This window comes from Tessaracoccus rhinocerotis (assembly GCF_007197885.1).
Lineage (GTDB): Bacteria > Actinomycetota > Actinomycetes > Propionibacteriales > Propionibacteriaceae > Arachnia > Arachnia rhinocerotis.
Window position 1 is genome coordinate 1 of record NZ_VKKG01000008.1, and the last position, 26,234, is coordinate 26,234.

Genomic DNA, 26,234 nt, shown 5'->3' on the forward strand with positions numbered 1-26,234 from the left:
GCATGTAAAACAACCACACACCAAAATGTGTGATTGGCATTGACTTTAAGCACGCTGTTGAGTTCTCAAGTTTCGGGTGCTCCCAAACCTCACAACTAACCGTTGATCAGCTTTGGGGCAACTCGGACAACTTTAGTCGGGATTCCGTGGGCTTGTCAACTTGGCGTTTCTTGCCCTTCGGGATCCCTGTTGAGTTGTTCGGTGTGTGTCCCGTTCGGAGGTTTCCCTCCCGGGGCTTCCACACCTTACTCCATCCGCCGCCTCGGATCAAATCCTCGGCCAGCTTCCGGCTTGTCCCCTCGTTGAGGCGACTCGACCTACTTTAGACCCCTTCGGACCGGCGCGCAAATCGACTCTGGCTAGGGCGTCCTCCCGCCGACGGGCATCCCCCCGATGCCGGTCCGCAGCGGCCTCGAGTGGGACGACCGGCGGGGCGCCGGCATGGGGCCGTCACGGGGCATCCAAGCAGTGTTTCAAGATCCCGTTCACTCGACTCCCAGCCAGGCCGCCCGGAAGGCCCCCGTCATGGTCCGCAGCTGTCCGGGAATCCTGGTGAGACGCGAGAGGCCCAGGACCGTACTCGGTCCCGGGCCTCTCATCCGTGTCGTGCTGTCGTCCTTCCCCTGAGACTCAGCCCCTCGCATCCGCGCACTGACGAGTCAGTGGGAGAACGCAGGAGAGCTGGAATCAGGTCAGGAGCAACCGCTGGTGGAGCCGCAGCCCTCGCAGACGTAGCAGGAGCCACTCGGACGCATCTTCGTTCCACAGGTCATGCACAGTGGGGCGTCGACAGCGGTTCCGGTGAGCGACTCCATCAGCTCCGCGGTGGTGTGCGCGTCGATGAGGGAGGGCTGGCGGGCGCCGTCGACCTGGAAGTTGTCCCCGTCGTCGTTCTTGAGGCTCTCAGCCTCGGGCATCTCCGCCTCGTCCTCCTCGGTGACGTAGCTTCCGGTCTCCACGTAACGAGCACGCTCCGAGGCGGAGTAGATCCCCAGGTCGGCCCGATCATCGAACGGGAGGTAGTCCAGCGCGAGGCGGCGGAAGATGTAGTCCATGAACGACTGGGCGATCCGGATGTCCGGGTCGTCGGTCATGCCCGCGGGCTCGAACTTCAGGTTGGTGAACTTCTGGACGTAGCTCTCCAGCGGGACGCCGTACTGGAGACCGATCGAGACGGCGATGGAGAAGGCATCCATCACGCCGGCCAAGGTGGAACCCTGCTTGCCGAGCTTGAGGAAGACCTCACCGAGGCCACCGTCCTCATAAGCGCTCGAGGTCATGTAGCCCTCTGCCCCGGCCACGGCGAAGCTCGTGGTGCGGCTGGCGCGCGACTTGGGCAGGCGCGTGCGCTTCGGACGGTACTCGATGCGGACCTCGGGCTCGACCTTGGCGTCGGGCTTCTTCTCCTCGGGCTTCTTCTTGCCATCGGAGAGGGGCTGGCCCACCTTGCAGTTGTCGCGGTAGACCGCGAGCGCCTTCAGACCGAGCTTCCAGCCCTGCATGTAGACGTCGGCGATCTCCTCGACCGTCGCGGACTCGGGCAGGTTGACCGTCTTCGAGATTGCGCCAGAGAGGTAAGGCTGCACGGCGGCCATCATCCGGACGTGCCCCATTGGGGCAATCGCCCGCTGGCCCATCGCGGTGTCGAAGACCTCGTAGTGCTCCTGGGCGAGGCCGGGGGCACCGATCACGTGGCCGTTGGAGCCGATGAACTCGACGATCGCCGCCACCTGCTCGCTGCCGTAGCCCAGCTTCCGGAGAGCGCGCGGGATGGTCTGGTTCACGATCTGCATGGAACCGCCGCCGACGAGCTTCTTGAACTTCACGAGGGAGAAGTCCGGCTCGACGCCCGTGGTGTCACAGTCCATCATGAAGCCGATCGTGCCGGTTGGGGCCAGCACCGACGCCTGGGCGTTGCGGAAGCCGTTCTCCGCGCCGAGCTTCACCACGTGATCCCACTCGCGCGTGGCGACGCTGTACAGCCCACGGTCGGCTGCCATCACGGTCTGGGAGTCGTTGGCGGCCTGGTGCTTGCGCATGACTAGCTGGTGCGCCTCCGCGTTGACCGCGTAGCCGTTGTACGGGCCGACGATGGCGGCGAGTTCCGCACTGCGGCGGTACGAGGCGCCCGTCATGATCGAGGTGATCGCGGCGGCAGTGGAGCGGCCGCCGTCGGTGTCGTAGCCCTTGCCCATTGCCATCAGCAGCGCGCCGAGGTTCGCGTACCCGATGCCCAGCTGACGGAAGTTGCGGGTGGTCTCCCCGATGGACTCGGTCGGGAAGTCTGCGAAGCAGATGGAGATGTCCATCGCGGTGATGATCAGCTCGACCGCCTTCACGAACAGCTCAGCGTCGAAGGTGTCGTCGTCGCGGAGGAACTTGAGGAGGTTGAGGCTCGCAAGGTTGCACGAGGAGTTGTCCAGGCTCATGTACTCCGAGCAAGGGTTCGACGCGGTGATCGGGCCGGTGACCGGGTTCGTGTGCCAGTCGTTGATCGTGTCGTTGTACTGGATGCCCGGGTCTGCGCACTCCCATGCGGCCTTGGCGATCTTCTTGAAGAGATCCCTCGCCTGGACCTCCTCGATGACGCTGCCGTCGCTGCGGGAGCGCAGGCCGAAGCGACCGTCGGCCTCAACCGCTTCCATGAACTCGTCATTGACGCGGACGGAGTTGTTGGCGTTCTGGTACTGGACCGACGTGATGTCCTTGCCGCCCAGGTCCATGTCGAAGCCCGCGTCGCGGAGGGCGCGGATCTTGTCCTCCTCGCGGGCCTTCGTCTCGACGAACTCCTCGATGTCCGGGTGGTCCACGTCGAGGACCACCATCTTCGCGGCGCGACGCGTGGCGCCGCCCGACTTGATGGTGCCGGCCGAGGCGTCGGCACCGCGCATGAAGGAGACCGGCCCGGAGGCCGTGCCGCCGGAGCTCAGGAGCTCCTTGGAGGAGCGGATGCGGGACAGGTTGAGCCCCGCGCCGGAGCCTCCCTTGAAGATGAAGCCCTCCTCCTTGTACCAGTTCAGGATGGAGTCCATCGAGTCATCGACGCTCAGGATGAAGCAGGCGGAGACCTGCTGCGGCGACGGCGTGCCCACGTTGAACCACACCGGCGAGTTGAACGAGAAGTACTGGTGAATCAGCATCCAGGTCAGCTCGTGCTCGAAGATCTCCGCGTCCTGCGGCGTCGCGAAGTAGCCGTGCTCGACGCCGGCCTTGGTGTAGGTCTTGACGACGCGATCGACGAGCTGGCGCAGGCTGCTCTCGCGCTTGTCCGTGCCGACGGCGCCACGGAAGTACTTCGTGGTCACGATGGTGGAGGCGTTGACGCTCCAGAAGCTCGGGAACTCGACGCCCTTCTGCTCGAAGACCGACTCACCGGTCCTCCAGTTCACCTGCGACACGTCCCGGCGGTCCCACTCGACCTCGTCGTACGGGTGGACGCCCTCCTTGGTGAACACGCGGCCGATGGTCAGGCCCTTCGAAGCCTTGGCCTGGTTCGACTTGCGGGCACGGCCTGCGGTTGGCTTCGTGGCAGTCGTGGTCATAACTGGATCCTCACTTGTGCTGTGGTTGGGAATGATCGGGGTCAGCCGATCAGGGGCTCTTGCGAGACTGACTTCGGTCCGGGTCGCGACGATTGTCGTCCCTCGGTGGTTGCTGAGGACTCGTCCAACCTGGCCCTCATGGCCTCGATCTCGGCCGCGAAGTCATCGACCGACTCATAGTTCTTGTAGACACTGGCGAACCGCAGGTACGCGACCGGGTCGAGTTCACCCAGCGGTCCGAGGATGGCGACGCCGACGGCTTCGGCCGGAATCTCGGCCTGACCACTCGACCGCAGGGACTCCTCGACCTGTTGGCCGAGGGCAGCCAGCTGGGCTGGCGTGACAGGTCTCCCCTGGCATGCCTTGGTGGCGCCCTTGATGACCTTGTCTCGATTGAACGGTTCCGTGACGCCGGAGCGCTTCACGACCGTGAGCTGTACCTGCTCGACCGTGGTGAACTTCCTCTCGCACACGGGACATGTGCGGCGTCTGCGGATGGCCGAGCCGTCCTCGGTCGCGCGCGAGTCCGACACCTTGGTGTCCTCGTGGCGACAGAACGGACAATGCACGGCCGGGATCCTCTCGTATACCGGCCCACTGCTGGCGACCGGATTTCACTTGATCTCCAGTGTGCCACCCAAACCACAACCTGTTGGGTAAACACACCGGCGTAACTACTAGATCTAGTGAACCTTAGATCCGTGCGCCCTACGGGTCAACACCCAACGGCGTGTCGCCGAAACCTCCGAGCGAGTCGCGCTCAGCGGTCCTCGACGTGCGCCCAGGCGGGATCGCCCTGGACGTATTCGACGGCCGGGTCAGGAGTGCCCCAAGTGGCGAACTCAGCTGCCGAGACCCCCACGCCGGCCACTGCCAGAAGAGCAACAGTAGCGACCTTCAACCCGAGGGCGAACTGCCGACGGGGACGGGCCGTCACGAGGCAAGCCGCAGCGTTGCGGTCCTTACCGGGGAGGGCTGCCGGGACCGGCTTGGCGAGCGGCCGGCCGAGGTTCGGCCGACCGCCCGGCGTCGCGAGGCGGTGACCGGGGCTGGTGGTGGCGGTACGGGTACCGGGTGCTGCAACCGCGATGCTCATGAGGCTCTCCTTGTCCACGACACCCGCAATCCGCGGGATGTCGAACGTCTGTTCGAATGGAACGCTACCCGAGAATCCTGCGCGAATCAAACGATCGTTCGAATCATCTCTCTCGGCGTGTCGTCCAGTCACCACGACACCACGCGCCACTGACAGTAGGGAGACGCGGCGCGACACTCCCGCAGACATCGAACACGTGTTCGGATTTGTTCGATATGCTTGGTGGCATGGCAGACGAGCGAAAGACACCACCGAAGCGAGCATCCAGGGCGGGCCGTCCCACGGCGGCACAGGTCGAGGCGGATCTGGAGGGGATCGCGATCCTCCCCGACGGTCCGGCGGACGCATTCGGACTGACACACCGGCAGCGTCGGATCCTCCAGGTGATCAAGGACGCCGTCGAGACCATGGGCTACCCGCCCTCGATCCGGGAGCTCGCACGCCAGGCGGGCCTCGCATCCACCTCCAGCGTCTCCTACCAGCTCAAGGTGCTGGAGGAGAAGGGCTTCCTGAGGCGTGACCCCAACCGCCCCCGGGCGCTCGTGGTCACGATCCCGTCGGCTGAACAGCCCTCCGAACCTGTCCGGGAACTGCCTCCCGAGCAGAGCTACGACGACGCCCCCGGCACCGTGAGCGCACCGCTCGTGGGTCGGATCGCGGCCGGCGGCCCGATCCTGGCCGAGCAGCGCGTGGAGGACATGTTCGCCCTGCCGAAGCAGTTGGTGGGAGAAGGCACCCTCTTCATGCTCGAGGTCAGCGGTGACTCGATGGTGGAGGCGGCCATCTGCGACGGGGACCTCGTGGTGGTCCGCCAGCAGGACGACGCCGTCAACGGCGACATCGTGGCGGCCCTCATCGACGACGAGGCCACCGTCAAGACACTGAAGCGCAAGGACGGCCAGGTGTGGCTGATGCCGCACAACGACAGCTACGACCCGATCGACGGCACCCACGCCAGGATCATGGGCAAGGTCGTGGCGGTCCTGCGCCGGGTCTGAGCCGGCCTACTCCTCGCCACGAAGTCGCCGGAGGGCCCGGACGGCGATGTCCGGGTCCGTGGTCGGCCAGAACCCGGGCAGAGAGTTCGACAGGAAGCGCCCGTACCGGGCGGTGACGAGCCGGGGGTCCAGGATGGCCACCACTCCCCTGTCCTCGCTTCGTCGGATCAGCCGGCCGGTGCCCTGCGCCAGCAACAGCGCCGCGTGGGTGGCAGCGACGCTCATGAAGCCGTTGCCCCCGGCGTCGTCGACCGCCTTCTTCCTCGCCTGCATGAGCGGGTCGTCGGGACGCGGGAACGGGATCTTGTCGATGATGACGAGTTGGCACGTCTCACCAGGCACGTCGACTCCCTGCCACAGCGACATCGTGCCGAACAGGCAGGTCTCTGGGTCGGCGATGAACTCCCGCTGCAGCTCGGACAGCTGCGCGTCGCCCTGGCACAGGATCTTGAAGTCCGGCAACTCACGCCTGCAGTGGGCCGCCGCCTGCTCCGCATTGCGCCTCGAGGCGAAGAGGCCCAGCGTCCGGCCACCCGCGGCCCACACGAGCTGTGCGATCTCCGCGAGGACCTCGGGGGTCAGCCCGTCCCGGCCGGGCTTGGGCAGCGACTTGGTGGCGTACAGGATCCCCTGGGAGCGGTAGTCGAAGGGTGATCCGACGTCCAGACCCCGCCAGGACAGCGGCTCGAGCTCGTCGGGAGCGACGTCGTCCGCCACCTCGTCCGAGCGGGAGAGGCCGACGCTGCCGGCGAACGACGAGAAGTCGCCGCCCAGAACAAGGGTCGCGGAGGTGAGCACGGTGGGTGTCTCCCCGAACACCTCGGAACGCAGCAGTCCGGAGACGTTCAAGGGCGCCACCCAGACGGCGCGCCCACGGAACTCGGAGTCGCTCACCCAGACGACGTCAGCGTCAGCCAGGCCGGCGATCCTGGCCGCGATGTCGAAGACCTCCTTGACCGCGGCCGTCGCCTGCGTGCGCTCCGGGTCGTCGTGCTTGCCGGACAGTGCGCTGGCGGCACGCCTGCTCACGTCCCTGATCTGCGCAGCCGCGTAGGTGACGGGCGCGGACGACGACTCGATGCGGGTCGGTTCCGACTCCTCCAGCGCGTCCCGCAGGGTGTCAGCACACGCCAGGAACTCGGTTGCGAGGTCGTCCTCGAGCCAGGTCAGGGCCCGCTTGGCCGCACGTTCGATGATGATGGGCGTGAGTTCGTTCGTGGCTGCCGTCGTGATCCGCGAGGTCAACTCGTGCGCCTCGTCGACGATCAGTGCCGAGTGCTCCGGCAGCGCGGTCCGACCGTGCATTGCGTTGATTGCCAGCAGGGCGTGGTTGGTCACCACGACCTGGGCCGATCGGGCCTCCTCCCGGGACTTCTCGACGAAGCACTCCTGCCCGAACGGACAGGCGGCCACCCCCAGACACTCCCTGGTGGGGATGGAGACCTGCTGCCAGCCCGCGCTGGTGTGCGTCGGGGCGTCGTCGCGATCCGCCAACCCGCCGCGCTCGGCCTCCTCCTCGACCCACTCCCGCAGGGCGAGCACCTCGACGCCCAACCTGCTGACCGAGTCCAGGTCCGGTGCTGCCTCCTGGATGTCCTCGGAGCCGACCAACGACCCCTGCGCCGACACGCCACCGGACCGGGCCCGGTAGAGGCAGGCGTAGTTCGTGCGTCCCTTGAGGATCGCGGCCTTGGGTCGCTTCCCCGAGACCTCCTCGACGGCATCCAGCGCCGCTGGGATGTCCTTGTTGGCAAGCTGGGCCTGGAGCGCCAGCGTCGCTGTCGCGATCACGACTCGTTCGTCGGTGCCGGACACGTGCGCGAGCACCGGCGCCAGGTAGCCGAGCGACTTGCCCGTTCCGGTTCCCGCCTGCACGAGCAAGTGACGGCCGAGCACGAGGCTCTCGGCCACGGCATCAGCCATGGCCAGCTGCCCCGGACGCTCCCGACCCTCGATTCCTGATACAGCGGCCTGCAGTACCTGGTGGGTCAGTTCATCAGCCATGCGAGAACTCGGCCAGTTCGTCGGCCAGGGCCGGCCGGACGAACGCACGGACCTCCGTGCCGTCGACGGTGTGCGCCAGCTCCTGGATTCGGCCGGTCCGGTGGATGCGGTCGACGAGGTCACCGCGGTCGTACGGCACCACGACGTGGACCTCCACCTCGGGCCGGGGAAGGGCATCTGCCAGGGCGAGTGCCAACTCCTCGATCCCCTCGCCCGTGCGGGCGGAGACGATGATCGATTCAGGGTGGTTCGCCCGCAGCGCCAGGAGGGTGGTCCTGTCCGCGAGGTCGGCCTTGTTGAAGACGATCAGCTCGGGGACCGTGAGGGCCTCGATCTCGGCGAGGACCTGGCGGACCGCGGTGATCTGGCCCTCGGGATCGGGGTCGGACGCGTCGACGACGTGGAGCAGGAGGTCCGCCTGTGCGGACTCCTCGAGGGTGGACCGGAACGCTTCGACGAGGTCGTGGGGCAGGTGGCGGACGAATCCGACGGTGTCCGTGAGGGTGTACTCCCGTCCGTCGCTGGTCTGCGTGCGTCGCGTCGTCGGGTCAAGCGTGGCGAACAACGCGTTCTCGACCAGCACGCCCGCGCCGGTGAGTCGGTTCAGCAGCGACGACTTCCCTGCGTTGGTGTAGCCGACGATCGCCACGGACGGCACCTGGTTGCGGTGGCGTTCGGCGCGCTTGCCCTCGCGGGTCGACTCCATGTCCTTGAGACGCCTGCGCAGCAGTGAGATCCGGTGCGAGATGCGTCGCCTGTCGGTCTCGATCTTGGTCTCACCCGGTCCGCGACCGCCGATGCCCGCGCCCCCGGCCGCGCGGCCGCCCGCCTGGCGGGACAGGTTCCCGCCCCAGCCTCGGAGTCGCTGCTTGAGATACTGGAGCTGGGCCAGCTCCACCTGCGCCTTGCCCTCGGCGCTCTTGGCGTGCTGGGCGAAGATGTCGAGGATCAACGCGGTGCGGTCCACCACCTTCACCTTGAGCCGGTCCTCGAGGTTTCGCAGTTGTGACGCGTCCAGCTCTCCATCACAGATCACGGTGTCCGCGCCGGTGGCATGGACCACCTCTGCCACCTCCTCGACCTTGCCCTTGCCGATGTAGGTGGCTGGGTCCGGCGAGCTGCGGCGCTGGACGAGCGCCTCCAGGACCTCCGAGCCCGCCGTCTCAGCGAGCAGCTTGAGCTCGGCCATCGCGTTGTCGGCGTCGGCCTGGCTGCCGCTGGTCCACACGCTCACGAGGACGACGCGTTCCAGCCGGAGCTGGCGGTACTCGACCTCGCTGATGTCCTCCAGCTCGGTGCGCATGCCGGACACGCGGCGCAGTGAGCGTCGCGCGGCGAGATCCTCCTGGTCCCCGTCGAAGTCCGTGAACTCGTCGTCGAGGTGTGCTTCGGGACCGGTGGGTTCGTTGTCAGGTCGATTCATCGTGGCTCCCATTGTCGCAGGCCGACCACGACCCTCCAAGCAGGACCCGACAGGCTGTGGACAACTGCGGCTCAGGCCCAGTACTCGCCCCGCATGTGGATGACGGCCGGACCCGTCAGCCAGGCGTGTGCACCCTCGACGTCGACGGTCAGTTCTCCGCCCGGGACGGTCACGACCACTTGTCCGGAGTGTCCGGTGCGCTGCTGGTAGGCGGCGGCTGCTGCCACCACGCCCGTGCCGCAGCTCATCGTCTCCCCGCTGCCCCGCTCATGGACCCGCATCGAGATCCGGCCGGGCTCGGTCTCGTGCACGAACTCGACGTTGGCCCCATCCGGGAACGTCGCCTCAGGGCTCCATGTGGGCTGCCTGGACAGGTCAAGAGCCGAGAGTTCGGACGCGTCCACGAATGCCACAGCATGGGGGTTGCCGACGTCGACGACGGTCGCCTCCCACTCGGAGCCGCCGTGGTTGACGGTCACGGGCTCCGGCGACGTGCGGGGCCGCCCCACGTCGACCGAGATCAGCCCGCCCCTGGCGATCCTGACCTCCTTGACACCCGCCCGGGTGGCGACACTGAAGCGGCCGGAGGGGACGAGCTGCTCGTTCATCAGGTGCCGCGCGAACAGCCTCAGCCCGTTGCCGCACATCTCCGCCACCGAGCCGTCGGAGTTGCGGTAGTCCATGAACCAAAGCTCCGGATCCCCCTGCCAGTCCTTCACGTGCTGGGCGCGAACGACGCGGAGCAGCCCGTCGGCACCAATCCCACCGCGGCGGTCGCAGAGTTGCTGGACGAAGCTCGGCGAGAGGTCCTGCATGCCATGGTGGTCCTCGATGACGATGAAGTCGTTCAGGGTGGCCTGGCCCTTGAGGAACGTGAACCTTCGCATTATTCCCCTCCGCTGCCGTCGTTGGGGAGCAAGCCTACTCTCGTGAGCACTTCGGCGGGGTTGCCGGGCCTGCCTGCCTCCAGCCAGTGGATCCTCGGGTCGCGGCGATACCAGCCCAGTTGCTTGCGCACGAAGCGTCTGGTGGCCTTCTTGACCAGCTCCTTCGCCTCCGACTCCGTCGTCACGCCGTCCAGGAAGTCGACCACCTGCCGGTAGCCGATGGCCCGCACGGCAGTCACGCCCTCGCGGAGCCCGTGGTCCAGCAGCCCCCGCACCTCCTCCACCAGTCCCTGTTCCCACATCCGCTCGACCCGCAAGTTGATGCGCTCGTCGAGCACCGCCCGGTCCTGCTCGAGCCCGAACTGGTGGACGTCCTGGAGTTCATAGGTCCACGCTGGCAGCGAAGGCCGGTGGCCGCCGGTGAGCTCGTTGACCTCCAGCGCACGGACGGTCCGCCTGCCGTTGCCCGGATCGATCTTCGCCGCCGAGTCCGGGGCGATCTCCGCCAGTCGGCGGTGGAGCTCGTGGGGGCCGACCCTGTCCAACTCGGCCTCCCACCTGGCACGCACCTGTGCGTCGGATGCCTGGAACTCGAAGCCGTCGAGGATGGCGCGCGTGTAGAGGGCGGAACCGCCCACCACCACGGGCACCCCACCGCGGTCACGGATGTCAGCGATCGCCGACCGCGCCAGCTCCTGGAACTGGGCCACGGTGGCGCGCTGGTTGACGTCGAGGACATCCATCAGGTGGTGGGTCACGCCCCGCCGCTCCGCCACCGACGGCTTGGCCGTCCCGATGTCCATTCCACGGTAGACGAGCATCGAGTCCGTGTTGACCACCTCGCTGAGGCGTCCCAGCTCCCCCAGGCGCACCGCGATCTCGACGGCCAGCTCGGACTTGCCGGTGGCGGTGGGACCGACGAGGACGATGGCGGGCGTGTTCACGGCGACCATCCTGCCACCGCAGTGGGGTGCCGGTGGTTCCGGGCTTTCCCCTTCCGCTGACCACGGAGGGGGTGCATGATGGAACCGTCCATGTACCCGAACCCTTGGGAGGTCATCCATGGGATTGCTCGACAACGTCGGCGACCAGGTCGCCAAGCATTCAGACAAGATCGACGACGCCATCGACAGGGGCGGCGACTTCATCGACGACAGGACCGACGGCAAGCACGCGGACAGGGTCGACCAGGGCCAGGATTTCCTCAGGGACAAGGCCGACGACCTCGCGGGCAGGGATGAACCCCGCCGCCAGGCTTGAGTCAGGAGTCACCGCGCCTGCCGCGGAGGCCCTAACAGGAGGGGCTGGGAACCCAGATGGTTCCCAGCCCCTCCTCTGTCCTGCCGACCGGCCTCAGGTCCCGGCGGGCCTGCCGAAGGCCGGCATCCCCAGGCCCACTCCGGCTGGCGCCGCGGCAGGTGCGGTGGCTGCCTCCCACGCGTCGCCGCCCCGCGTGCGCCGCAGCCCCCGGATGGGCAGGTCGGAGTTCAGGTGGTGCGGCGCGGCGTGGGTCACGGTGGCCAACGCGACATCACCCGGGCGGGGGCGCTCGGCGAGGTCATCGCCGACGCTGACGTGCACCAGGCGATTGTCCCGCGCCCGGCCGCTCATGCGGTTGGTCTCGGTGTCCTTGCGTCCCTCGCCGAGCGCGAACATGACCTCGACCTCAGTCCCCTGCAGCTTGCGGTTCTCCTCCCACGAGATCTCGTTGACCAGCTGGATCAGCCTCTCATAGCGGGCCTGGGTGATCTCCTTGGGAACCTGGTCCGGCATCTCGGCGGCTGGGGTCCCGGGGCGCTTGGAGTACTGGAAGGTGAACGCGGCGGCGAACCTGGACGCGGCCACCACCTCCATGGTGCGCTCGAAGTCCTCCTCGGTCTCGCCCGGGAAGCCGACGATGATGTCGGTGGTGATGGCCGCATGCGGCATCGCCTTGCGGACCCGTTCGATGATGCCGAGGTAGCGCTCGCTGCGGTAGGAGCGTCGCATCGACTTCAGGATCGAGTCCGAACCCGACTGGAGCGGCATGTGCAGTTGCGGCATCACGTTGTGCGTCTCTGCCATCGCCGCGATCACGTCGTCGGTGAAGTCCTTCGGGTGGGGCGAGGTGAAGCGGACCCGCTCCAGGCCCTCGACCCGGCCGCAGGCGCGCAGCAGCTTGGCGAACGCCTGGCGGTCACCGAACTCGACGCCGTAGGCGTTGACGTTCTGGCCGAGCAGCGTGATCTCCTGGACGCCCTGCGCCACCAGCACTTCGATCTCGGCCAGGATGTCGCCCGGCCGGCGGTCGGTCTCCTTGCCGCGGAGCGCGGGGACGATGCAGAAGGTGCAAGTGTTGTTGCAGCCGACACTGACCGACACCCACGCGGAGTACGGCGACTCCCGCCGGCTGGGCAGGTTGCTGGGGAAGTTCTGGAGCGCCTCGACGATCTCGACCTGCGCCTCCTCCTCCACCCGCGCGCGCTCCAGCAGCACGGGCAGCGAGCCGACGTTGTGGGTGCCGAAGACAACGTCCACCCAGGGTGCCTTGCTCAGGATGACGTCCCGGTCCTTCTGGGCCATGCAGCCGCCAACCGCGATCTGCATGCCGGGGTGCTCGGCCTTCACCCGGGCCATGTGGCCCAGGTTGCCGTAGAGCCGGTTGTCGGCGTTCTCGCGGACGGCGCACGTGTTGAACACGACGACGTCGGCACCGCCACCGAGAGGTGACTCCGGAGTCGCCTCCACCCGACTGAGCCCTGCCTCCTCCAGCAGACCCGAGATGCGCTCGGAGTCGTGGACGTTCATCTGGCAGCCATAGGTGATGACGTTGTAGGTGCGGGTGTTCGACATGGTGGGACAACTCTAGACGGGCTTCCCCGTGTGGAGAAACCGTCAGTAGGCTCCTGCCATGACACTTCAGCCCACCGGCACCCAGTACGAAATCAGCCACGGTCGGTACCGAGCCGTCGTCACCGAGGTGGGCGCCACGCTGCGCAGCATCACGGTCGACGGGCAGGAGCTCCTGTGGACCTTCGGGCCCGACGAGCCGGCCCAGCACAGCCAGGGCCAGCAGCTGCTGCCGTGGCCGAACCGCATCGCCGACGGTCGCTACGAGTTCGACGGGCGCACGGAGCAGTTGCCCGTCAACGAGTTCCCCCGCAACACGGCCCTGCACGGACTGAACACCGGCCGCGCCTGGGAGTTGGTCTCCCACGACGCCGACTCCGTTGTGCAGCGCCACACCCTCTTCCCCGAACGGGGCTGGTCCGGCGTCCTGACCGCCACCATCACGCACACCGTCGGAACCGACGGGCTGCGGGTCCGGGTGGACGTCGTCAACGACGGCACCACTGCCCTGCCCTATGGCTACGGCGTCCACCCGTACTTCGAGTTCGGGGACCTCGCCGACGTCACGCTGCTGCTGCCCTTCGACGAGGAGCTCGACGTGGACGCCGAGCGGCTCCTGCCGCGAGCCGTGGTCCCGATCAGCGAGGAGTTCGACTTCCGTGAGGCGCGCCCGCTGGGTGAGGTCGAGCTGGACACGGCCTTCACGTCCCCCCGGGACGCGTCCTGGGCGGTTGAGCTGAGGGGGCCGGACAGGGCCGTCCAGGTCTGGGCGGACGAGACCTTGCCGTGGGTGCAGGTCTACACGACCCGTCCGGAGCGCCACGCTGTGGCCGTCGAGCCCATGACCTGCGGCCCCGACGCCTTCAACGAGGGCCCGACGCACGCCGGGATGATCCGGCTGGAGCCGGGTGGCTCCGCGAGTTCGGTGTGGGGCGTCAGGGCGCTGTGAGGACGTCCGGGGTCAGTGCGCCGTCTCCATGGCGCGCGACTCCCGGACAACCACCACCTTGATCTGGCCCGGGTAGGTGAGGTTCTTCTCGATCTCCTTCGCCAGGTCGCGGGCCAGGGCCTGCGAGCCGGCGTCGTCGACCACGTCCGGGGCGACCATGACACGCAGCTCGCGGCCCGCCTGCATCGCGTAGGCGCGCTCGACTCCCGCGTGGTTCGTGGCGATCGACTCGAGGTGCTCCATCCGCTCCACGTACGCCTCCAGGGGCTCGCGGCGGGCACCGGGCCGGGAGCCGGAGATGGCATCGGCCGCCTGGACGAGGATGGCCTCCACAGTGTGCGGCTCGACCTCGTTGTGGTGCGCCTCGACGGCGTGGACGATGTCTGGGTGCTCCCCGTGGCGCCGCAACAGGTCCGCCCCGACGATCGCGTGCGGCCCCTCGTGCTCGTGGGTCAGTGCCTTGCCGATGTCGTGCAGGAACGCGGCGCGCTTGCAGAACGCGATGTCCAGGCCAAGCTCCGCCGCCATCACACCGGCGAGGTGAGCACTCTCCACGAGGTGGCGCAGCACGTTCTGCCCGTAGGAGGTGCGGAACGCCAGCGCCCCGACGACCGGGACGAGGTCCTCGTGCAGGTCCACGATCCCGACCTCGGCCAGCGCGTCCTCGGCAGCGCGGTTCAGTCGCTCGTCCATGTTGCGCTGGCTCTTGTCGAACGCCTCCTCGATCCGGGCCGGATGGATCCGACCGTCCGCCACGAGGTCGACGAGGGTGAGGCGTGCCGTCTCCCGGCGCACCGGGTCGAAGCTGGAGAGCAGCACGGACTCGGGAGTGTCGTCGATGAGGACGTTGACGCCGGTGATCTGCTCGAAGGCACGGATGTTGCGTCCCTCGCGCCCGATGATGCGTCCCTTCATGTCATCGGAGGGCAGGTCGACGCTGGAGACCACGGACTCGCTGGTCTGCTCGGAGGCGACCCGCTGGATCGCCGTGGTGACGATGCTGCGCGCGGTCTTGTCCGCGTCCCTGCGGGCGCGCTGCTCGATGTCGCGGGCCAGTCCCGTCGCAGCAAGCTTGGCCTGCCGCTCGGCCTCGGCCATGACCTCGTCGCGCGCCGCAGCCACGGTGAGCCCCGCCACCCGCTCCAGTTCGCAGTTGACCCGCTCCGTCTCCTGCTCCAACTGGGCCCTGGAGTCCTTCAGGGCCAGGCGCTGCGCCTCGAGCCGCTCGGCGCGAGCCTGCAGTCCCTCGGCATCCGCGGCGACCCGGTCCTCCCGCTCGTGCAGCCGGGCCTCCTGACGTTCCTGGGCCGCTCTGATCTCTCGGAGTTCGTTGCGCTGGGATGCGATCGAGGACTCCATCTCGGCACGACGCCGGTCGACGTCGGCCATGGCTTCCTTGGCGCGCTCCTGCGCGTGCTCGAGGGCCCGCTCGGCATCTGCCCGGAGGTGGCCGGCGGCCTCCTCAGCCTGCTCACGGATGGATGCCGCCACGGAGCGGGAACGCTTCTCCATCCGGGCCTGCTCCTCGACGAGCCCGAGCTCTGCCCGACGGTGGCGAACCACCATGACCCCCACGACCACCGCCAGCACCCCGGCGACGATCCAGCCAATCCACTCCATTGCGCGCTCCTCTGCCTCGAGGTCATGCCTCCCGCAGGGGTGCACCACTGGGCGCCCAGCAGCTGGCGGCGCTGGACGCTGGGTCGACGAATCGACTCAGTTACGACGTATGAGCTTGTCAGGACCTGTTTTCACGACCGGGAGCCGGGTGGCTCAGGGCCCAGGTTTTTCAGTTCAGTGTTCCAGTTTGTCCCGCCACGGGGGCAGGCGGTGTCTTCATGCGGGGTCATACAGACCTTGCTCCGAGATTATGACCCACCTGTGGAAAACACAAGCACGGCACCGTTGCCGGCACGGCCGCCCCGGGTCAGTCGACTTCGTCCGGCCGCTCGTCCCCCAGCGCGCCGAGGATCTCGGCGCTGACGCCGGCAACGATGTCCATCCCGAAACCTCTGCGAGCGAGCGCCCCCCGCAGGCGACGCGTCGCCACGTGGCGCTCGAGCCTCCCCATGGAGCGGGCCTTCTTCTCGGCGAACGCCCGGGCCGCTGCCCACTCGTCCTCCGGGTCCAGCCCCGCGAGGACCTCCTCGACCGCATCGCGGTCGATGCCCTTGTCCTGGAGCTCGCGCCGGATCCTGGTCCGGCCACGTCTGGACACGCGCACTCGGTTCCCGACCAACGACTCGGCGAACGCCTCGTCGTCGACGTAGCGGAGTTCCTTGAGGCGATCCATCACCTCGTCGGCGATGTCGCCCGGGACCTCCTTCTTCCGCATGGCGGTTCGCAGTTCGTGCTCACTGCGTCCCCGTGCCTCCAGCAGGCGGAGCGCGATGCGGTACGCGAACTCCACCTGCTGGTCACGGCTCGGGCCGTCGAGCGGCTCAGAAGTCAACCTCGACCTCTCCGGTCTCCGGGTTGATGCGCTCCTCCGGGGCGTTCGGGTCCTTGTCGACTCCGAGGTGCAGGCGGATGCGCTTCTCGATCTCCGCGGCGATCTCCGGGTTCTTCCGCAGGAAGTTGCGGGCGTTCTCCTTGCCCTGGCCGAGCTGGTCCGCCTCGTAGGTGAACCAGGCACCGGCCTTGCGGATGATCCCGGACTCGACGCCGAGGTCGATCAGGCTGCCTTCCCGGGAGATGCCCTCGCCGTAGATGATGTCGAACTCGGCCTGCTTGAAGGGCGGTGCCACCTTGTTCTTGACCACCTTGACGCGCGTGCGGTTGCCCACGCTGGCGGTGCCGTCCTTGAGGGTCTCGATGCGACGGACGTCGAGGCGGACGGAGGAGTAGAACTTCAGCGCCTTGCCACCGGTGGTGGTCTCGGGCGAACCGAACATCACTCCGATCTTCTCGCGCAGCTGGTTGATGAAGATCGCCGTGGTGTTGGAGTTCTTCAGGGCGCCGGTCATCTTTCGCAGCGCCTGGCTCATCAGTCGGGCCTGGAGGCCGACGTGCGAGTCACCCATGTCCCCCTCGATCTCCGCTCGCGGCGTCAGCGCGGCCACCGAGTCGATGACCACGAGGGCCAGCGCACCGGAGCGCACCAGCGTGTCCGCGATCTCGAGGGCCTGCTCACCGTTGTCCGGCTGCGAGACCAGCAGGTCGTCGGTGTTGACGCCGAGCTTCTCGGCGTACGACGGGTCCAGCGCGTGCTCGGCGTCCACGAACGCGCAGATGCCACCCTCACGCTGGGCGTTCGCGATCGCGTGGAGGGCGACGGTGGTCTTGCCGCTCGACTCCGGACCGTAGATCTCGACGACGCGGCCGCGGGGCAGCCCACCGATTCCGAGCGCGACGTCCAGCGCCACGGAGCCCGTGGGGATGACGTCAATCGGCAGACGGGTGTCAGCGCCCAGGCGCATGACGGACCCCTTGCCGTGAACCTTCTCAATCTGCGACAGTGCCGCTTCCAGCGCCTTGGCGCGATCCGCAACGGCCATGGTTGCTCCTTCCTTCGAAGCCCGCATCCGGCGGACCACATGTGCTCGACCCACACTCTAGGTTTTTGGACTGACAGTCCTCCACGAAGCGCCCTGCCCTGTGGAGAACCAGCAGCGAAACACACACTAGCCGAACATCTGTTCGAATGTCGCGCGACACGCTAGCGAAGAGTTTGAGGCAGCTCCAGTTGCGCCCAGACCGCTCGCCAGATTCGCTTGCAGGGCAGGCCCTCGACGAGCGACTCCCTCACCGTGCGTCCTCCGAGGTCGGCCAGGACCACCTGTTCGGCCCACACCGACGCGTAGCCGCCCGGCAGCACCTGGTCCAGTCTCGCCCACAGCTCAGCTTCTCGCACCCCGCAACGGTAGCCGATGCCGACGGGTGGCTCCGCACGACGAGCCAGGACGACAACAGGGGCACCCAAGTCCCCCCAGACGCGAGGATCGATCAGTCCCAGTGCGCGGATGCCTGCTCATTCGCTCAACTCGCGCATCGACCCGTAAAGTGTGGCCGCGAAGTGCGCAACGGTTCGCGCACGGGCACACACCAATGAAGGGCAGGCCAAGTTGAGCAACGGCACACCGTCCAACAAGCGCTCGGACCGCATGGTTGCGCTGCTCGCGATGCTGAACGAGCACGGGCAACTCCCCCTGTCCAAGCTGGCCAAGGACCTGGGGGCCTCGGAGGCCACGATCCGCCGCGACGTCGCGGCGCTGGCGGCGCAGGGCTTGCTGGACCGCACCCACGGTGGTGCTCGCCCGACCCAGGGCGTCAACGAACTCCCCGTCCGGCTCCGCGACGGCCGCAACCAGGCCTCGAAGTCGAGGATCGCGATCGCCGCGGCCCACATGATCCCCCAGGGCAAGTACGCGATCGGCCTCACCGGCGGCACGACGGCCGCGGAGGTGCTGCGGGCACTCCAGCACCGCGACGACCTCACCATCATCACCAACTCGCTCAGCATCGGCCTGGAGGCGGCGGAGCAGGACCAGGCCCGCGTCCTGATCGCCGGCGGGGTGCTGCGCTCCAACTCGCTGGAGCTCGTGGGGTCGCTCGCCGAGGCCACGCTGCGGCTGGTCAACATCGGGACGGCCATCGTGGGCGCGGACGGGATCAGCGCAGAGGGCGGCCTGACCACGCACGACGAAGTCGAGGCGCGCACCAACCACACCCTCATCGAGCGCGCACAACGCGTGATCGCAGTCGGGGACGCGTCGAAGATCGGCACCGTCACACTGGCCAAGATGGCCAACCTCAGCGAGATCGACGTGCTGGTGACGGACTCGACCGCCTCCCCCGCCGAGCTGGCACGGATCCGGGAGGCCGGCATCGACGTGCACGTCGTGCCCGCGCCGGATCCCGGCAACCCCGCCTGAGACGCCCAGTCCCGCCGGTCAGGCGGCGAGGGCCACCCGGTGGGGCGTCTCCGCCTCGATCTCGGCGATCTTCTCGCTGACCATGGCCAGCAGGTCGGACAGTGACACGCCCAGGGCTGCCGAGATCGAGAACAGCACCTCGCTCGACGCCTCCTTGTGCCCGCGTTCGATCTCGCTCAGGTATCCCAGGCTGACCATGCTGGCGACAGAGACCTCGCGGAGGGTCATGGAAGCGCCCACGCGGAGCTCCCGGAGGGTTTCACCCATGACCTTTCGGATCAGGATCGTCTTCATCTCAGACCTACCTACCTTGCGGGCACCATGCCCGCATCACTCGGTGGAACGCGGTCCGGCTCGAATCTATTCCGCGGTCGGCGAAAAGGTCACAGGACGCGCAGGAGCATCGCGACCGCGTGGTCGATGGCCGCGGCCCGGATGTCCTGCCGGTCCCCCTCGAAGTGCTTCAGCTCGGTGTACTTCGGCCGTGGCGACATCCCCGGCGCGGGTCCGACGACGGCGAACCAGACGGTGCCGACCTTGACGCCGTCGACCTCCGTTGGTCCTGCCACGCCGGTGGTGGCGACGGCCCAGTCCGCGTTGCAGCGACTCTGCGCGCCGAGCGCCATCTGGACGGCGGTCAGCTCGTTGATCACGCCCTCGGTCTCGATCAGCTCCTCGTCGACGCCCGCGAGCGCGGCCTTCAGGTCCTTGGCGTAGGTGACCAGGGAGCCGCGGTAGACCTTGGACGCCCCCGGGACCGAGGTGAGGGCCGCACCGATGCCTCCGCCCGTGATGGACTCGCAGGTGGCCAGCGTGACGGAGCGCTTGGCCATGAGGTCGATCAGTTCCTTGGCGGAATCAGCTGTCATCGATGGTCTCCTCGGTTGCGGTACTGACCCGAGCCTAGCCGAGCCACGCGGTCAGGAGCCGGCGCGGGAGCGGGCGATGGCGTCGCGGCGGATCCCCATCGCCTGGCGGATGTAGTCGAGGCCGGTGACCACGGTAAGGGCGAGGGCCAGCCACATCAGGCCCCAGGCCACGTACCCGATCCAGGACGGCAGCGGTTCGAGCCACAGCAGGAAGAGGATTAGCGAGAGGGACTGGGTCACGGTCTTGGCCTTGCCGCCCTTGTTCGCCGGCATGATCCCGTACTTCGCGATCGCGGCGCGCAGCCAGGTGATCCCCCACTCGCGCAGCAGGATCACGATGATGATCCACCACCACAGCTCGCCCAGGATGCCGAGCGAGACGAAGGCCGCACCCGTGAGGGCCTTGTCCGCCACCGGGTCCCAGAGCTTGCCGAAATCAGTCACCAGGTCATACTTGCGTGCGATGTGGCCGTCAGCGAGGTCCGTGAGGATGGCGACGGTGAACACGGCGGTGGCGGCCAGGCGCCAGCCCTGGTCGTGCGGGTGCATGAACAGCACCACCAGGAACACCGGCACGAGGATGATCCGGACGACAGTCAGGATGTTGGGGACGTTGAAGTTGCTCGGCTTCGTCTCCGGTGCGGCGTCGTCCGTGTTCACAGGGCTGCTCCAATCAGGTCGATCCCCTCGGAACTGGTGAACTCGACCTCGACGAAGTCTCCCACGGACACGTCCACGTGCCCGGACAGGATCACCACGCCGTCGGTCTCGGGTCCCTGGTGGGGTGCGCGGCCCACCACCTCGTCGCCGACCTCCTCCACCAGCACTGTCGCCGCCTGCCCCACCCGGTCGGCGGCCCGCGCCTCGTTGACTGCAAGGGCGACATCGGCCAGGAGCGCGCGCCTGTCCTCCACCTCGGCCTCCCCGAGGTGCCCGGGCAGGCGTTCACCCTCGGTGCCGTCCTCGTCGGAGTACCCGAAGACCCCGAGCACGTCGAGCTGCGAGTCGATGATGAACTGGCGCAGGATCTCGACGTCGGCCTCGGTCTCACCGGGGAAGCCTGCAATCACGTTGCTGCGGATGCCCGCCCGCGGCGCCGCCGCCCGGATCCGGCCGATGAGGTCCAGGAAGGAGTCCGGGTCTCCGAAGCGGCGCATGGAGCGCAGCACGGCCGGCGAGGCGTGCTGGAAGCTCAGGTCGAAGTACGGGACCACCCGGGGCGTGTGCAGCATCGCCTCGAGCATCGAGGGGCGGATCTCCGCCGGCTGCAGGTAGGACACGCGGATCCAGTCGAGGCCGTCGACCTCGGACAGGTGGTGCAGCAACTCCTCCAGCCGCTCGTCGGCACCGAGGTCCTTGCCGTAGCTCGAGGTGTTCTCGGAGACCAGGAAGACCTCGCGGACGCCCTGCTCGACGAGCCAGCGCGCCTCCTCGACGACGTCGACCATGGGGCGCGAGAGGTAGCTGCCCCGGAACGACGGGATTGCGCAGAAGGAGCAGCGGCGGTCGCAGCCGGAGGCGATCTTCAGGGGCGCCGACGGTCCGTCGGAGACCCGTCGACGCATGGTGCGGGGCCCCGTCGAGGGCGCCAGGCCGTCCGGCAGCGGCGCGTGGCCGGGAACGGCCACACCGTGCGCCGCACGGGCGCGCTCGGACGGTGCCAGCGGCAGCAGCTTGCGTCGGTCCCGGGGCACGTGGGACGCCGGTGCGTTCCCGTCGAGGATGAGGCGGAGCTTGTCCGCGATGTCGGCGTAGTCGTCGAACCCGAGGACGGCGTCGGCCTCCGGCAACTCCTCGGCCAGCTGGACCCCGTAGCGCTCGGCCATGCAGCCGACGGCGACCACCGCCTTCGTCGCGCCGCCCTCCTTGAGTTCCGCGGCGGCCAGGAGGGTGTCGATCGAGTCCTTCTTGGCCTGCTCGACGAAACCGCAGGTGTTGACCACGACGGTCTCGGCCTGCTCGGGGTCGGAGACCAGGGAGAAGCCCCCGGCCTCCAGCCGGGCGGCCAGTTCCTCGGAGTCGACGTCGTTGCGGGCACAACCCAGCGTGGAGATGTGAACCTTGCGCAGTTCTTCAGTGGCAGTCATGTCAGAGCCAGTATCGCACCAACCCGGCGGGCTCAGCCCTCCGCGAGGTTCACCAGCAGCTCCTCGAGGTCGTCGGGCTTGACCAGGACCTCACGCGCCTTGGAGCCCTCGGAGGGCCCGACGACGCCGCGGCTCTCGAGGATGTCCATCAGTCGACCCGCCTTGGCGAAGCCGACCCGCAGCTTGCGCTGCAGCATCGACGTCGACCCGAGCTGGAGCTCAACCACAAGGCGGGCCGCGTCCAGGACCAGTTCCAGGTCGTCACCGATGTCGTCGACGACCTTCTTCTCCGCGGCCGGTGCGGCCACGTCCTCGCGGTAGTTGGGCGCCAGCTGCGCGGTGATGTGGGCGACGACGTCGCGAATCTCGGACTCGTTGACCCAGGCACCCTGTACGCGGATGGGCTTGCCCGCACCCATCGGCAGGAAGAGGCCGTCGCCCTTGCCGACGAGCTTCTCGGCGCCGGGCTGGTCCAGGATCACGCGGGAGTCGGTCATCGACGAGGTCGCGAACGCCAGCCGGGACGGGACGTTGGCCTTGATCAGGCCGGTGACGACGTCGGTGGAGGGGCGCTGCGTCGCGAGCACGAGGTGGATGCCTGCGGCACGGGCCAGCTGCGTGATGCGCACCACCGACTCCTCGACGTCGCGGGGCGCCACCATCATGAGGTCGGCGAGCTCGTCGACCACAACGAGCAGGTACGGATAGGGCGCGAGCACCCGCTCGGAACCCTCCGGCAGCTTCACCTGTCCCGCCCGGACGGCCTTGTTGAAGTCGTCGACGTGGCGGAACCCGAAGGCTGCGAGGTCGTCGTAGCGCATGTCCATCTCACGGACCACCCACGCCAGCGCCTCGGCGGCCTTCTTGGGGTTGGTGATGATGGGGCTGACCAGGTGCGGGATGCCCTCGTACTGGTTCAGCTCCACGCGCTTGGGGTCGACCAGGAGCATGCGCACCTCCTCGGGCGTGGAGCGCATCATGATCGAGGTGATCAGTGAGTTGATGAAGCTGGACTTGCCGGAACCGGTGGCGCCGGCGACGAGGAGGTGCGGCATCTTGGCCATGTTGGCCACCACGAAGCCGCCCTCGACGTCCTTGCCGAGGCCCACCGTGAGCGGGTGGTGGTCGTTTCGTGCCTTGTTGGAGCGCAGCACGTCTCCGAGGCTGACGACCTCCTTGTCCGTGTTCGGGATCTCGATCCCGATGGCCGACTTGCCGGGGATCGGCGTCAGGATGCGGATCTCGTTGGAGCCGACGGCGTAGGCGATGTTGTCGGCCAGACCGGTGACCTTGCTGACCTTGATCGCGCTGCCGAGCTCGACCTCGTAGCGGGTGACCGTCGGGCCCCGGGTGTAGCCGGTCACGCGGGCGTCGATCTCGAACTCGCCCAGCGTGCTCGTGAGCTGGCGGACCACCCGGTCAGAGCCCTCGGTGCGGGCCTTGGGCTTGGAGCCCGGCACCAGCATGTTGTCCTGCGGGAGCTGGTAGACGATGTCGCCGCTCAGCTGGAGCTGCTCCCCACGCGCGGGGGCGGGGGTGTGCTCCGGGGGCGGCAGGGAGTCACGCCGCTTGCCGGGCGGGGCCTTGACCGCCGCGGGCTGCTCGGCCTCGGGCTCGCGGACGAGGACGTCGGTCTCGGCGGCCTCCCAGTCGTAGGCGTCGCCCCCGGTGGCCTCGGCGTCGTCCTCGACCAGGGGGGTGTCGTAGGGGACGTCGACGCCCAGCTTAAGCTTCTTCCCCTTCTTCGGGCGCTCGTCCTCCTCACCCTCGGGACGCTCCACCAGGGTGCTGAGCACGGCCCCGATCCCGCCGACGATCTCGTGCAGCGGACGACCGACGACCACGATCACGCCGAACAGGGTGAGGATGACCAGCAGCGGTACGGAGACCCACGCCGTCATGAGGTCCGTGAGCAGGCTGGAGGACAGGAACCCGAGGATGCCGCCCGCATCGCGCAGCGCGGGCATGTCGTCCGGACGGGGCAGGCCCGCCGCGACGTTGACCAGGCCGAGCCCGCCGAAGGTGATCAACGTCCAGCCCATGCCCGTGCGCGGGGCGGCATCCACGTCGCGGGGGTGGCGCAGCACCCGCCAGGACCCGTGGAACAGGACGGCCGGGACCGCCACCCCCAGCGACCCGAAGATGGTTGTGACGCCGACCTCGATGGCTGATCCGACGGGCCCGGGGAGCTGGAACCACAGCCGCGCCGCGACCACGATGGCCAGCGCGAGCATGAACAGCCCCACGCCGTCGCGGCGGAGCTTGGGGTCGACGTCCTCTGCGGCCCCACCGAAGCTGCGTGCGATCGCGCCCACCCCGCTGGCGAGCCCGCCCAGGACGGCACCGAGGAACGCCAGGACCGGGTTCGGTCCCGCTTTCTTCGCCGCCGGGCGGGCGGTGGTTCTGCGTGTGCTCGAGCCACCCCTCGGCTTGGAGGGGGTGGTCTTGGTGCTCTTGCTGGAACTGGCAGCCCGCGACGTCGAACGCGTCTTGGTACTGGAGTTCCGCGACGAGGAAGTTCCGCGGGACGCCATGGGTTGCACGTTAGCGGAAAGCAGGCGGATTTCTTGGACCCCACTCCGCCCGGCGGGCAGGTCCGCCGGCCTCAGCCGAAGTGCGTCCAGCCCCGCGGGCCCTCCCACCGCTCCCCGTCGACGGTGACCTCGCCGGACCCCGTGACGACGCCGACCCGCCGCCAACCGGCGGGCAGTTCGGTGCCGGCGGGGAAGGTCGCCGCGAGGGCGTGGTCCTCTCCCCCGGCGAGGATGAAGTTCCACGGCGAGACTCCGGTGGCGGCCGAGACGCGCTGGATGGCCTCCGGCAGTTCGAAGTTGCTGGTGGCCAGGTCCATTCCGACGCCGGAGGCCGCGCACACGTGGCCGAGGTCCGCGAGCAGTCCGTCGGAGATGTCCACCATGGAGGTGGCACCCGCCTCGGAGGCCACACGGCCCTGGCCGTACGGGACGCTGGGGCACTGCTGCTCGGCCACGAGTTCCTTGGGCGAACCGAAACCCCGTTGCAGGACGGTCAGTCCCGCACCGGCCCAGCCGAGCCGGCCAGCGACGGCGACGAGGTCGCCCTCCCGCGCGCCCGATCGGGTGACGGGAGCGCGCCCGTCGAGGTTGCCCAGCGCGGTCACCGTGATGACAACCGCCCCGGACCGAGCCGTGTCTCCCCCGACCAGGCTGACTCCGGCACGGGCGGCCTCGTCGCGCACCCCTGCCGAGAGCTCGCGCACCCAGTCGAGTTCGGCTTCGGCGGGCAGCCCGAGCGCCATCACGATCGCGCTCGGCACCGCCCCCATGGACTCGACGTCGGAGACGTTGACGGCCACGGCCTTGCGGCCGATCTGGAAGGCCGGTGACCAGTTCTGCCTGAAGTGGATGCCGTCCACGAGCATGTCGGTGGTCACCACCACGTCGCCGGCCGGCCGCAGCACCGCAGCGTCATCACCGACGCCGAGGAGCACGTCGTCGCCCGCCGGGAGGTCGGCGGTGACGTCGGAGATCAGCTCGAACTCCCCGACGTCCATCAGCGCAGCCCGACCGGGCGCAGGAGTGCAAGATCTATCAGCCGCGCCACCAGTTCGGGGTAGCTGGTCCCGCTGTGCTCCCACAGCTTGGGGTACATGGAGATCTCGGTGAAGCCGGGCATGGTGTTGATCTCGTTGACCCACACCTCGCCGTCGGTGTCGGCGAACACGTCCACGCGGGCCAGGCCCTCGGATCCAACCGCGTTGAAGGCCTGGGCGGCGATGTCCTGGATCCTTCGCGACAGCTCGGGCGCGATGTCGGCCGGCACGTCGAGCGAGGCCTCGTCGTCGGCGATGTACTTCGCCTCGAAGTCGTAGAAGCCGTCCTCGGCATGGACGCGGATCTCCCCGACGGCGGACACGTCGCAGCCTCCGGTGGCCGCGGGGTTGGCGATCACGGCGCACTCGAGTTCGCGGGCTCCGACGAAGCCCTGCTCGATGACCACCTTCGGGTCGTAGGCGCGGGCAGCCTCGATCGCCGCCTGCACCCCCGCGGAGTCGGTGACGCGGGTGATGCCGAGGGACGACCCCCCGCGGGCGGGCTTGACGAAGACCGGGTACTGGAGGGTGTCCACCTCCGCCAGCACGGCGGCTGGCTCGTCCCGCCAGCGCTGGTCGGTGGCCACGACGAAGGGCCACACGGGCAGCCCTGCCGCCGCGAAGGCCACCTTCATGTGGTGCTTGTCCATCCCGATGGCACTGGCTGCCACTCCGGAGCCGACGTACTTGATGCCCATCATCTCGAACAGGCCCTGGATGGTGCCGTCCTCCCCGAAGGGACCGTGCAGCAGGGCGAAGGCGACGTCGACGCCGTGGACGTCGACGAGACGCTCGCCGTCACGGGTGGCGACCTCGCAGCCGTCGGCGCCCACCATCCAGACGGCGTCGTGCTCGGGCTCGGCCACGTGCGGGACGCGGCCCTCGACGATCCGGTAGGACGCCACGACGTCGAGGGGCACCTGGGTCCACCGCCCGGACGCGGCGATGCCGACGCCGACCACGTCGAACCGGTCGCGGTCGATCGCGCCGAGCACGCTGGCGGCCGTCAGGCAGGAGACGCCGTGCTCCGGCGACTGCCCGCCGAAGATGAGTGCGACCCTGATGCGCTTGTCCACGAGACCTCCACGGTTTTGGTTCCGTCGCA

General features: G+C 68.4%; 23 protein-coding genes. 4 read left to right on the forward strand and 19 right to left on the reverse strand.

Annotated features, from left to right (window positions below):
- Positions 1 to 692 precede the first annotated feature (692 nt).
- The 3 genes from FOJ82_RS15485 to FOJ82_RS15495 all read right to left on the reverse strand — a co-directional run bounded on the left by FOJ82_RS15485 (position 693) and on the right by FOJ82_RS15495 (position 4,638).
- Entirely contained in the window at positions 693 to 3,542 is a 2,850-nt protein-coding gene (locus FOJ82_RS15485) for a vitamin B12-dependent ribonucleotide reductase (protein WP_143939405.1), read from the reverse strand.
- A 41-nt stretch (positions 3,543 to 3,583) separates the two neighbouring features.
- Positions 3,584 to 4,111 (reverse strand): transcriptional regulator NrdR, encoded by a 528-nt coding sequence (gene nrdR, locus FOJ82_RS15490; protein ID WP_143939406.1) that lies wholly within the window; start codon positions 4,109 to 4,111, stop codon positions 3,584 to 3,586.
- A 191-nt stretch (positions 4,112 to 4,302) separates the two neighbouring features.
- Complete coding sequence (locus tag FOJ82_RS15495) at positions 4,303 to 4,638, reverse strand: hypothetical protein (RefSeq protein WP_143939407.1); 336 nt, start codon at positions 4,636 to 4,638, stop codon at positions 4,303 to 4,305.
- Between the two features lie 227 nt (positions 4,639 to 4,865).
- Here FOJ82_RS15495 and lexA point away from each other — a divergent pair, with 227 nt between their 5' ends.
- Positions 4,866 to 5,636, forward strand: coding sequence for a transcriptional repressor LexA (gene lexA / locus FOJ82_RS15500; protein ID WP_143939408.1), 771 nt, complete (start codon positions 4,866 to 4,868; stop codon positions 5,634 to 5,636).
- A gap of 6 nt (positions 5,637 to 5,642) precedes the next feature.
- Here the strand turns inward: lexA and FOJ82_RS15505 are convergent, their stop codons facing one another.
- The 4 genes from FOJ82_RS15505 to miaA form a co-directional block, all read right to left on the reverse strand.
- The gene (locus FOJ82_RS15505) at positions 5,643 to 7,640 is read right to left on the reverse strand and encodes an ATP-dependent DNA helicase (RefSeq protein ID WP_143939409.1); all 1,998 of its coding nucleotides are present in this window, start codon (positions 7,638 to 7,640) and stop codon (positions 5,643 to 5,645) included.
- Complete coding sequence (hflX, locus tag FOJ82_RS15510; protein ID WP_246099923.1) at positions 7,633 to 9,063, reverse strand: GTPase HflX; 1,431 nt, start codon at positions 9,061 to 9,063, stop codon at positions 7,633 to 7,635. Before hflX ends, FOJ82_RS15505 begins: the two co-directional genes overlap by 8 nt.
- A gap of 71 nt (positions 9,064 to 9,134) precedes the next feature.
- Positions 9,135 to 9,950, reverse strand: a complete 816-nt coding sequence (dapF, locus tag FOJ82_RS15515) for a diaminopimelate epimerase (protein ID WP_143939411.1) — start codon at positions 9,948 to 9,950, stop codon at positions 9,135 to 9,137.
- A complete protein-coding gene (gene miaA, locus FOJ82_RS15520; RefSeq protein WP_143939412.1) occupies positions 9,950 to 10,903 on the reverse strand; it encodes a tRNA (adenosine(37)-N6)-dimethylallyltransferase MiaA in 954 nt (317 codons plus the stop codon). The genes dapF and miaA overlap by 1 nt, the downstream gene beginning before the upstream one ends.
- A 109-nt stretch (positions 10,904 to 11,012) precedes the next feature.
- Between miaA and FOJ82_RS15525 the strand changes: the two genes are divergently transcribed.
- Positions 11,013 to 11,210, forward strand: a complete 198-nt coding sequence (locus FOJ82_RS15525; RefSeq protein WP_143939413.1) for an antitoxin — start codon at positions 11,013 to 11,015, stop codon at positions 11,208 to 11,210.
- Positions 11,211 to 11,303: 93 nt separating this feature from the next.
- Here the strand turns inward: FOJ82_RS15525 and miaB are convergent, their stop codons facing one another.
- The gene (gene miaB, locus FOJ82_RS15530; RefSeq protein WP_143939414.1) at positions 11,304 to 12,782 is read right to left on the reverse strand and encodes a tRNA (N6-isopentenyl adenosine(37)-C2)-methylthiotransferase MiaB; all 1,479 of its coding nucleotides are present in this window, start codon (positions 12,780 to 12,782) and stop codon (positions 11,304 to 11,306) included.
- A 58-nt stretch (positions 12,783 to 12,840) separates the two neighbouring features.
- On the opposite strand from miaB, the gene FOJ82_RS15535 reads away from it, so the two are divergent.
- Entirely contained in the window at positions 12,841 to 13,728 is an 888-nt protein-coding gene (locus FOJ82_RS15535; RefSeq protein WP_143939415.1) for an aldose 1-epimerase family protein, read from the forward strand.
- A 12-nt stretch (positions 13,729 to 13,740) separates the two neighbouring features.
- Here FOJ82_RS15535 and rny read toward each other — a convergent pair whose 3' ends face one another.
- The 4 genes from rny to FOJ82_RS15555 form a co-directional block, all read right to left on the reverse strand.
- Entirely contained in the window at positions 13,741 to 15,348 is a 1,608-nt protein-coding gene (gene rny / locus FOJ82_RS15540) for a ribonuclease Y (RefSeq protein ID WP_143939416.1), read from the reverse strand.
- A 307-nt stretch (positions 15,349 to 15,655) separates the two neighbouring features.
- A complete protein-coding gene (locus FOJ82_RS15545) occupies positions 15,656 to 16,180 on the reverse strand; it encodes a regulatory protein RecX (protein ID WP_143939417.1) in 525 nt (174 codons plus the stop codon).
- Positions 16,170 to 17,225 carry a recombinase RecA gene (gene recA, locus FOJ82_RS15550; RefSeq protein ID WP_143939418.1) on the reverse strand — a complete coding sequence of 352 codons (1,056 nt, stop codon included), beginning with the start codon at positions 17,223 to 17,225 and terminating at the stop codon, positions 16,170 to 16,172. The genes FOJ82_RS15545 and recA overlap by 11 nt, the downstream gene beginning before the upstream one ends.
- A 161-nt stretch (positions 17,226 to 17,386) precedes the next feature.
- Positions 17,387 to 17,581 carry a DUF3046 domain-containing protein gene (locus FOJ82_RS15555; protein WP_143939419.1) on the reverse strand — a complete coding sequence of 65 codons (195 nt, stop codon included), beginning with the start codon at positions 17,579 to 17,581 and terminating at the stop codon, positions 17,387 to 17,389.
- A 250-nt stretch (positions 17,582 to 17,831) separates the two neighbouring features.
- On the opposite strand from FOJ82_RS15555, the gene FOJ82_RS15560 reads away from it, so the two are divergent.
- Entirely contained in the window at positions 17,832 to 18,602 is a 771-nt protein-coding gene (locus FOJ82_RS15560) for a DeoR/GlpR family DNA-binding transcription regulator (RefSeq protein ID WP_143939465.1), read from the forward strand.
- Between the two features lie 18 nt (positions 18,603 to 18,620).
- Here the strand turns inward: FOJ82_RS15560 and FOJ82_RS15565 are convergent, their stop codons facing one another.
- The 7 genes from FOJ82_RS15565 to FOJ82_RS15595 form a co-directional block, all read right to left on the reverse strand.
- Complete coding sequence (locus tag FOJ82_RS15565) at positions 18,621 to 18,896, reverse strand: helix-turn-helix domain-containing protein (RefSeq protein WP_143939420.1); 276 nt, start codon at positions 18,894 to 18,896, stop codon at positions 18,621 to 18,623.
- Positions 18,897 to 18,985: 89 nt separating this feature from the next.
- Positions 18,986 to 19,471, reverse strand: a complete 486-nt coding sequence (locus tag FOJ82_RS15570) for a CinA family protein (RefSeq protein ID WP_143939421.1) — start codon at positions 19,469 to 19,471, stop codon at positions 18,986 to 18,988.
- Positions 19,472 to 19,522: 51 nt separating this feature from the next.
- On the reverse strand, positions 19,523 to 20,131 hold the full coding sequence (gene pgsA, locus FOJ82_RS15575) for a CDP-diacylglycerol--glycerol-3-phosphate 3-phosphatidyltransferase (protein WP_143939422.1): 609 nt from the start codon (positions 20,129 to 20,131) through the stop codon (positions 19,523 to 19,525).
- Positions 20,128 to 21,558: a 30S ribosomal protein S12 methylthiotransferase RimO gene (rimO, locus tag FOJ82_RS15580; RefSeq protein ID WP_143939423.1), complete on the reverse strand. Its 1,431-nt coding sequence runs from the start codon at positions 21,556 to 21,558 to the stop codon at positions 20,128 to 20,130. Before rimO ends, pgsA begins: the two co-directional genes overlap by 4 nt.
- 32 nt (positions 21,559 to 21,590) lie before the next feature.
- Positions 21,591 to 24,092 carry an FtsK/SpoIIIE family DNA translocase gene (locus tag FOJ82_RS15585; protein WP_143939424.1) on the reverse strand — a complete coding sequence of 834 codons (2,502 nt, stop codon included), beginning with the start codon at positions 24,090 to 24,092 and terminating at the stop codon, positions 21,591 to 21,593.
- A gap of 71 nt (positions 24,093 to 24,163) precedes the next feature.
- Complete coding sequence (locus FOJ82_RS15590) at positions 24,164 to 25,090, reverse strand: thiamine-phosphate kinase (protein ID WP_143939425.1); 927 nt, start codon at positions 25,088 to 25,090, stop codon at positions 24,164 to 24,166.
- On the reverse strand, positions 25,090 to 26,205 hold the full coding sequence (locus FOJ82_RS15595) for a D-alanine--D-alanine ligase family protein (RefSeq protein ID WP_143939426.1): 1,116 nt from the start codon (positions 26,203 to 26,205) through the stop codon (positions 25,090 to 25,092). The genes FOJ82_RS15590 and FOJ82_RS15595 overlap by 1 nt, the downstream gene beginning before the upstream one ends.
- Positions 26,206 to 26,234 lie beyond the last annotated feature (29 nt).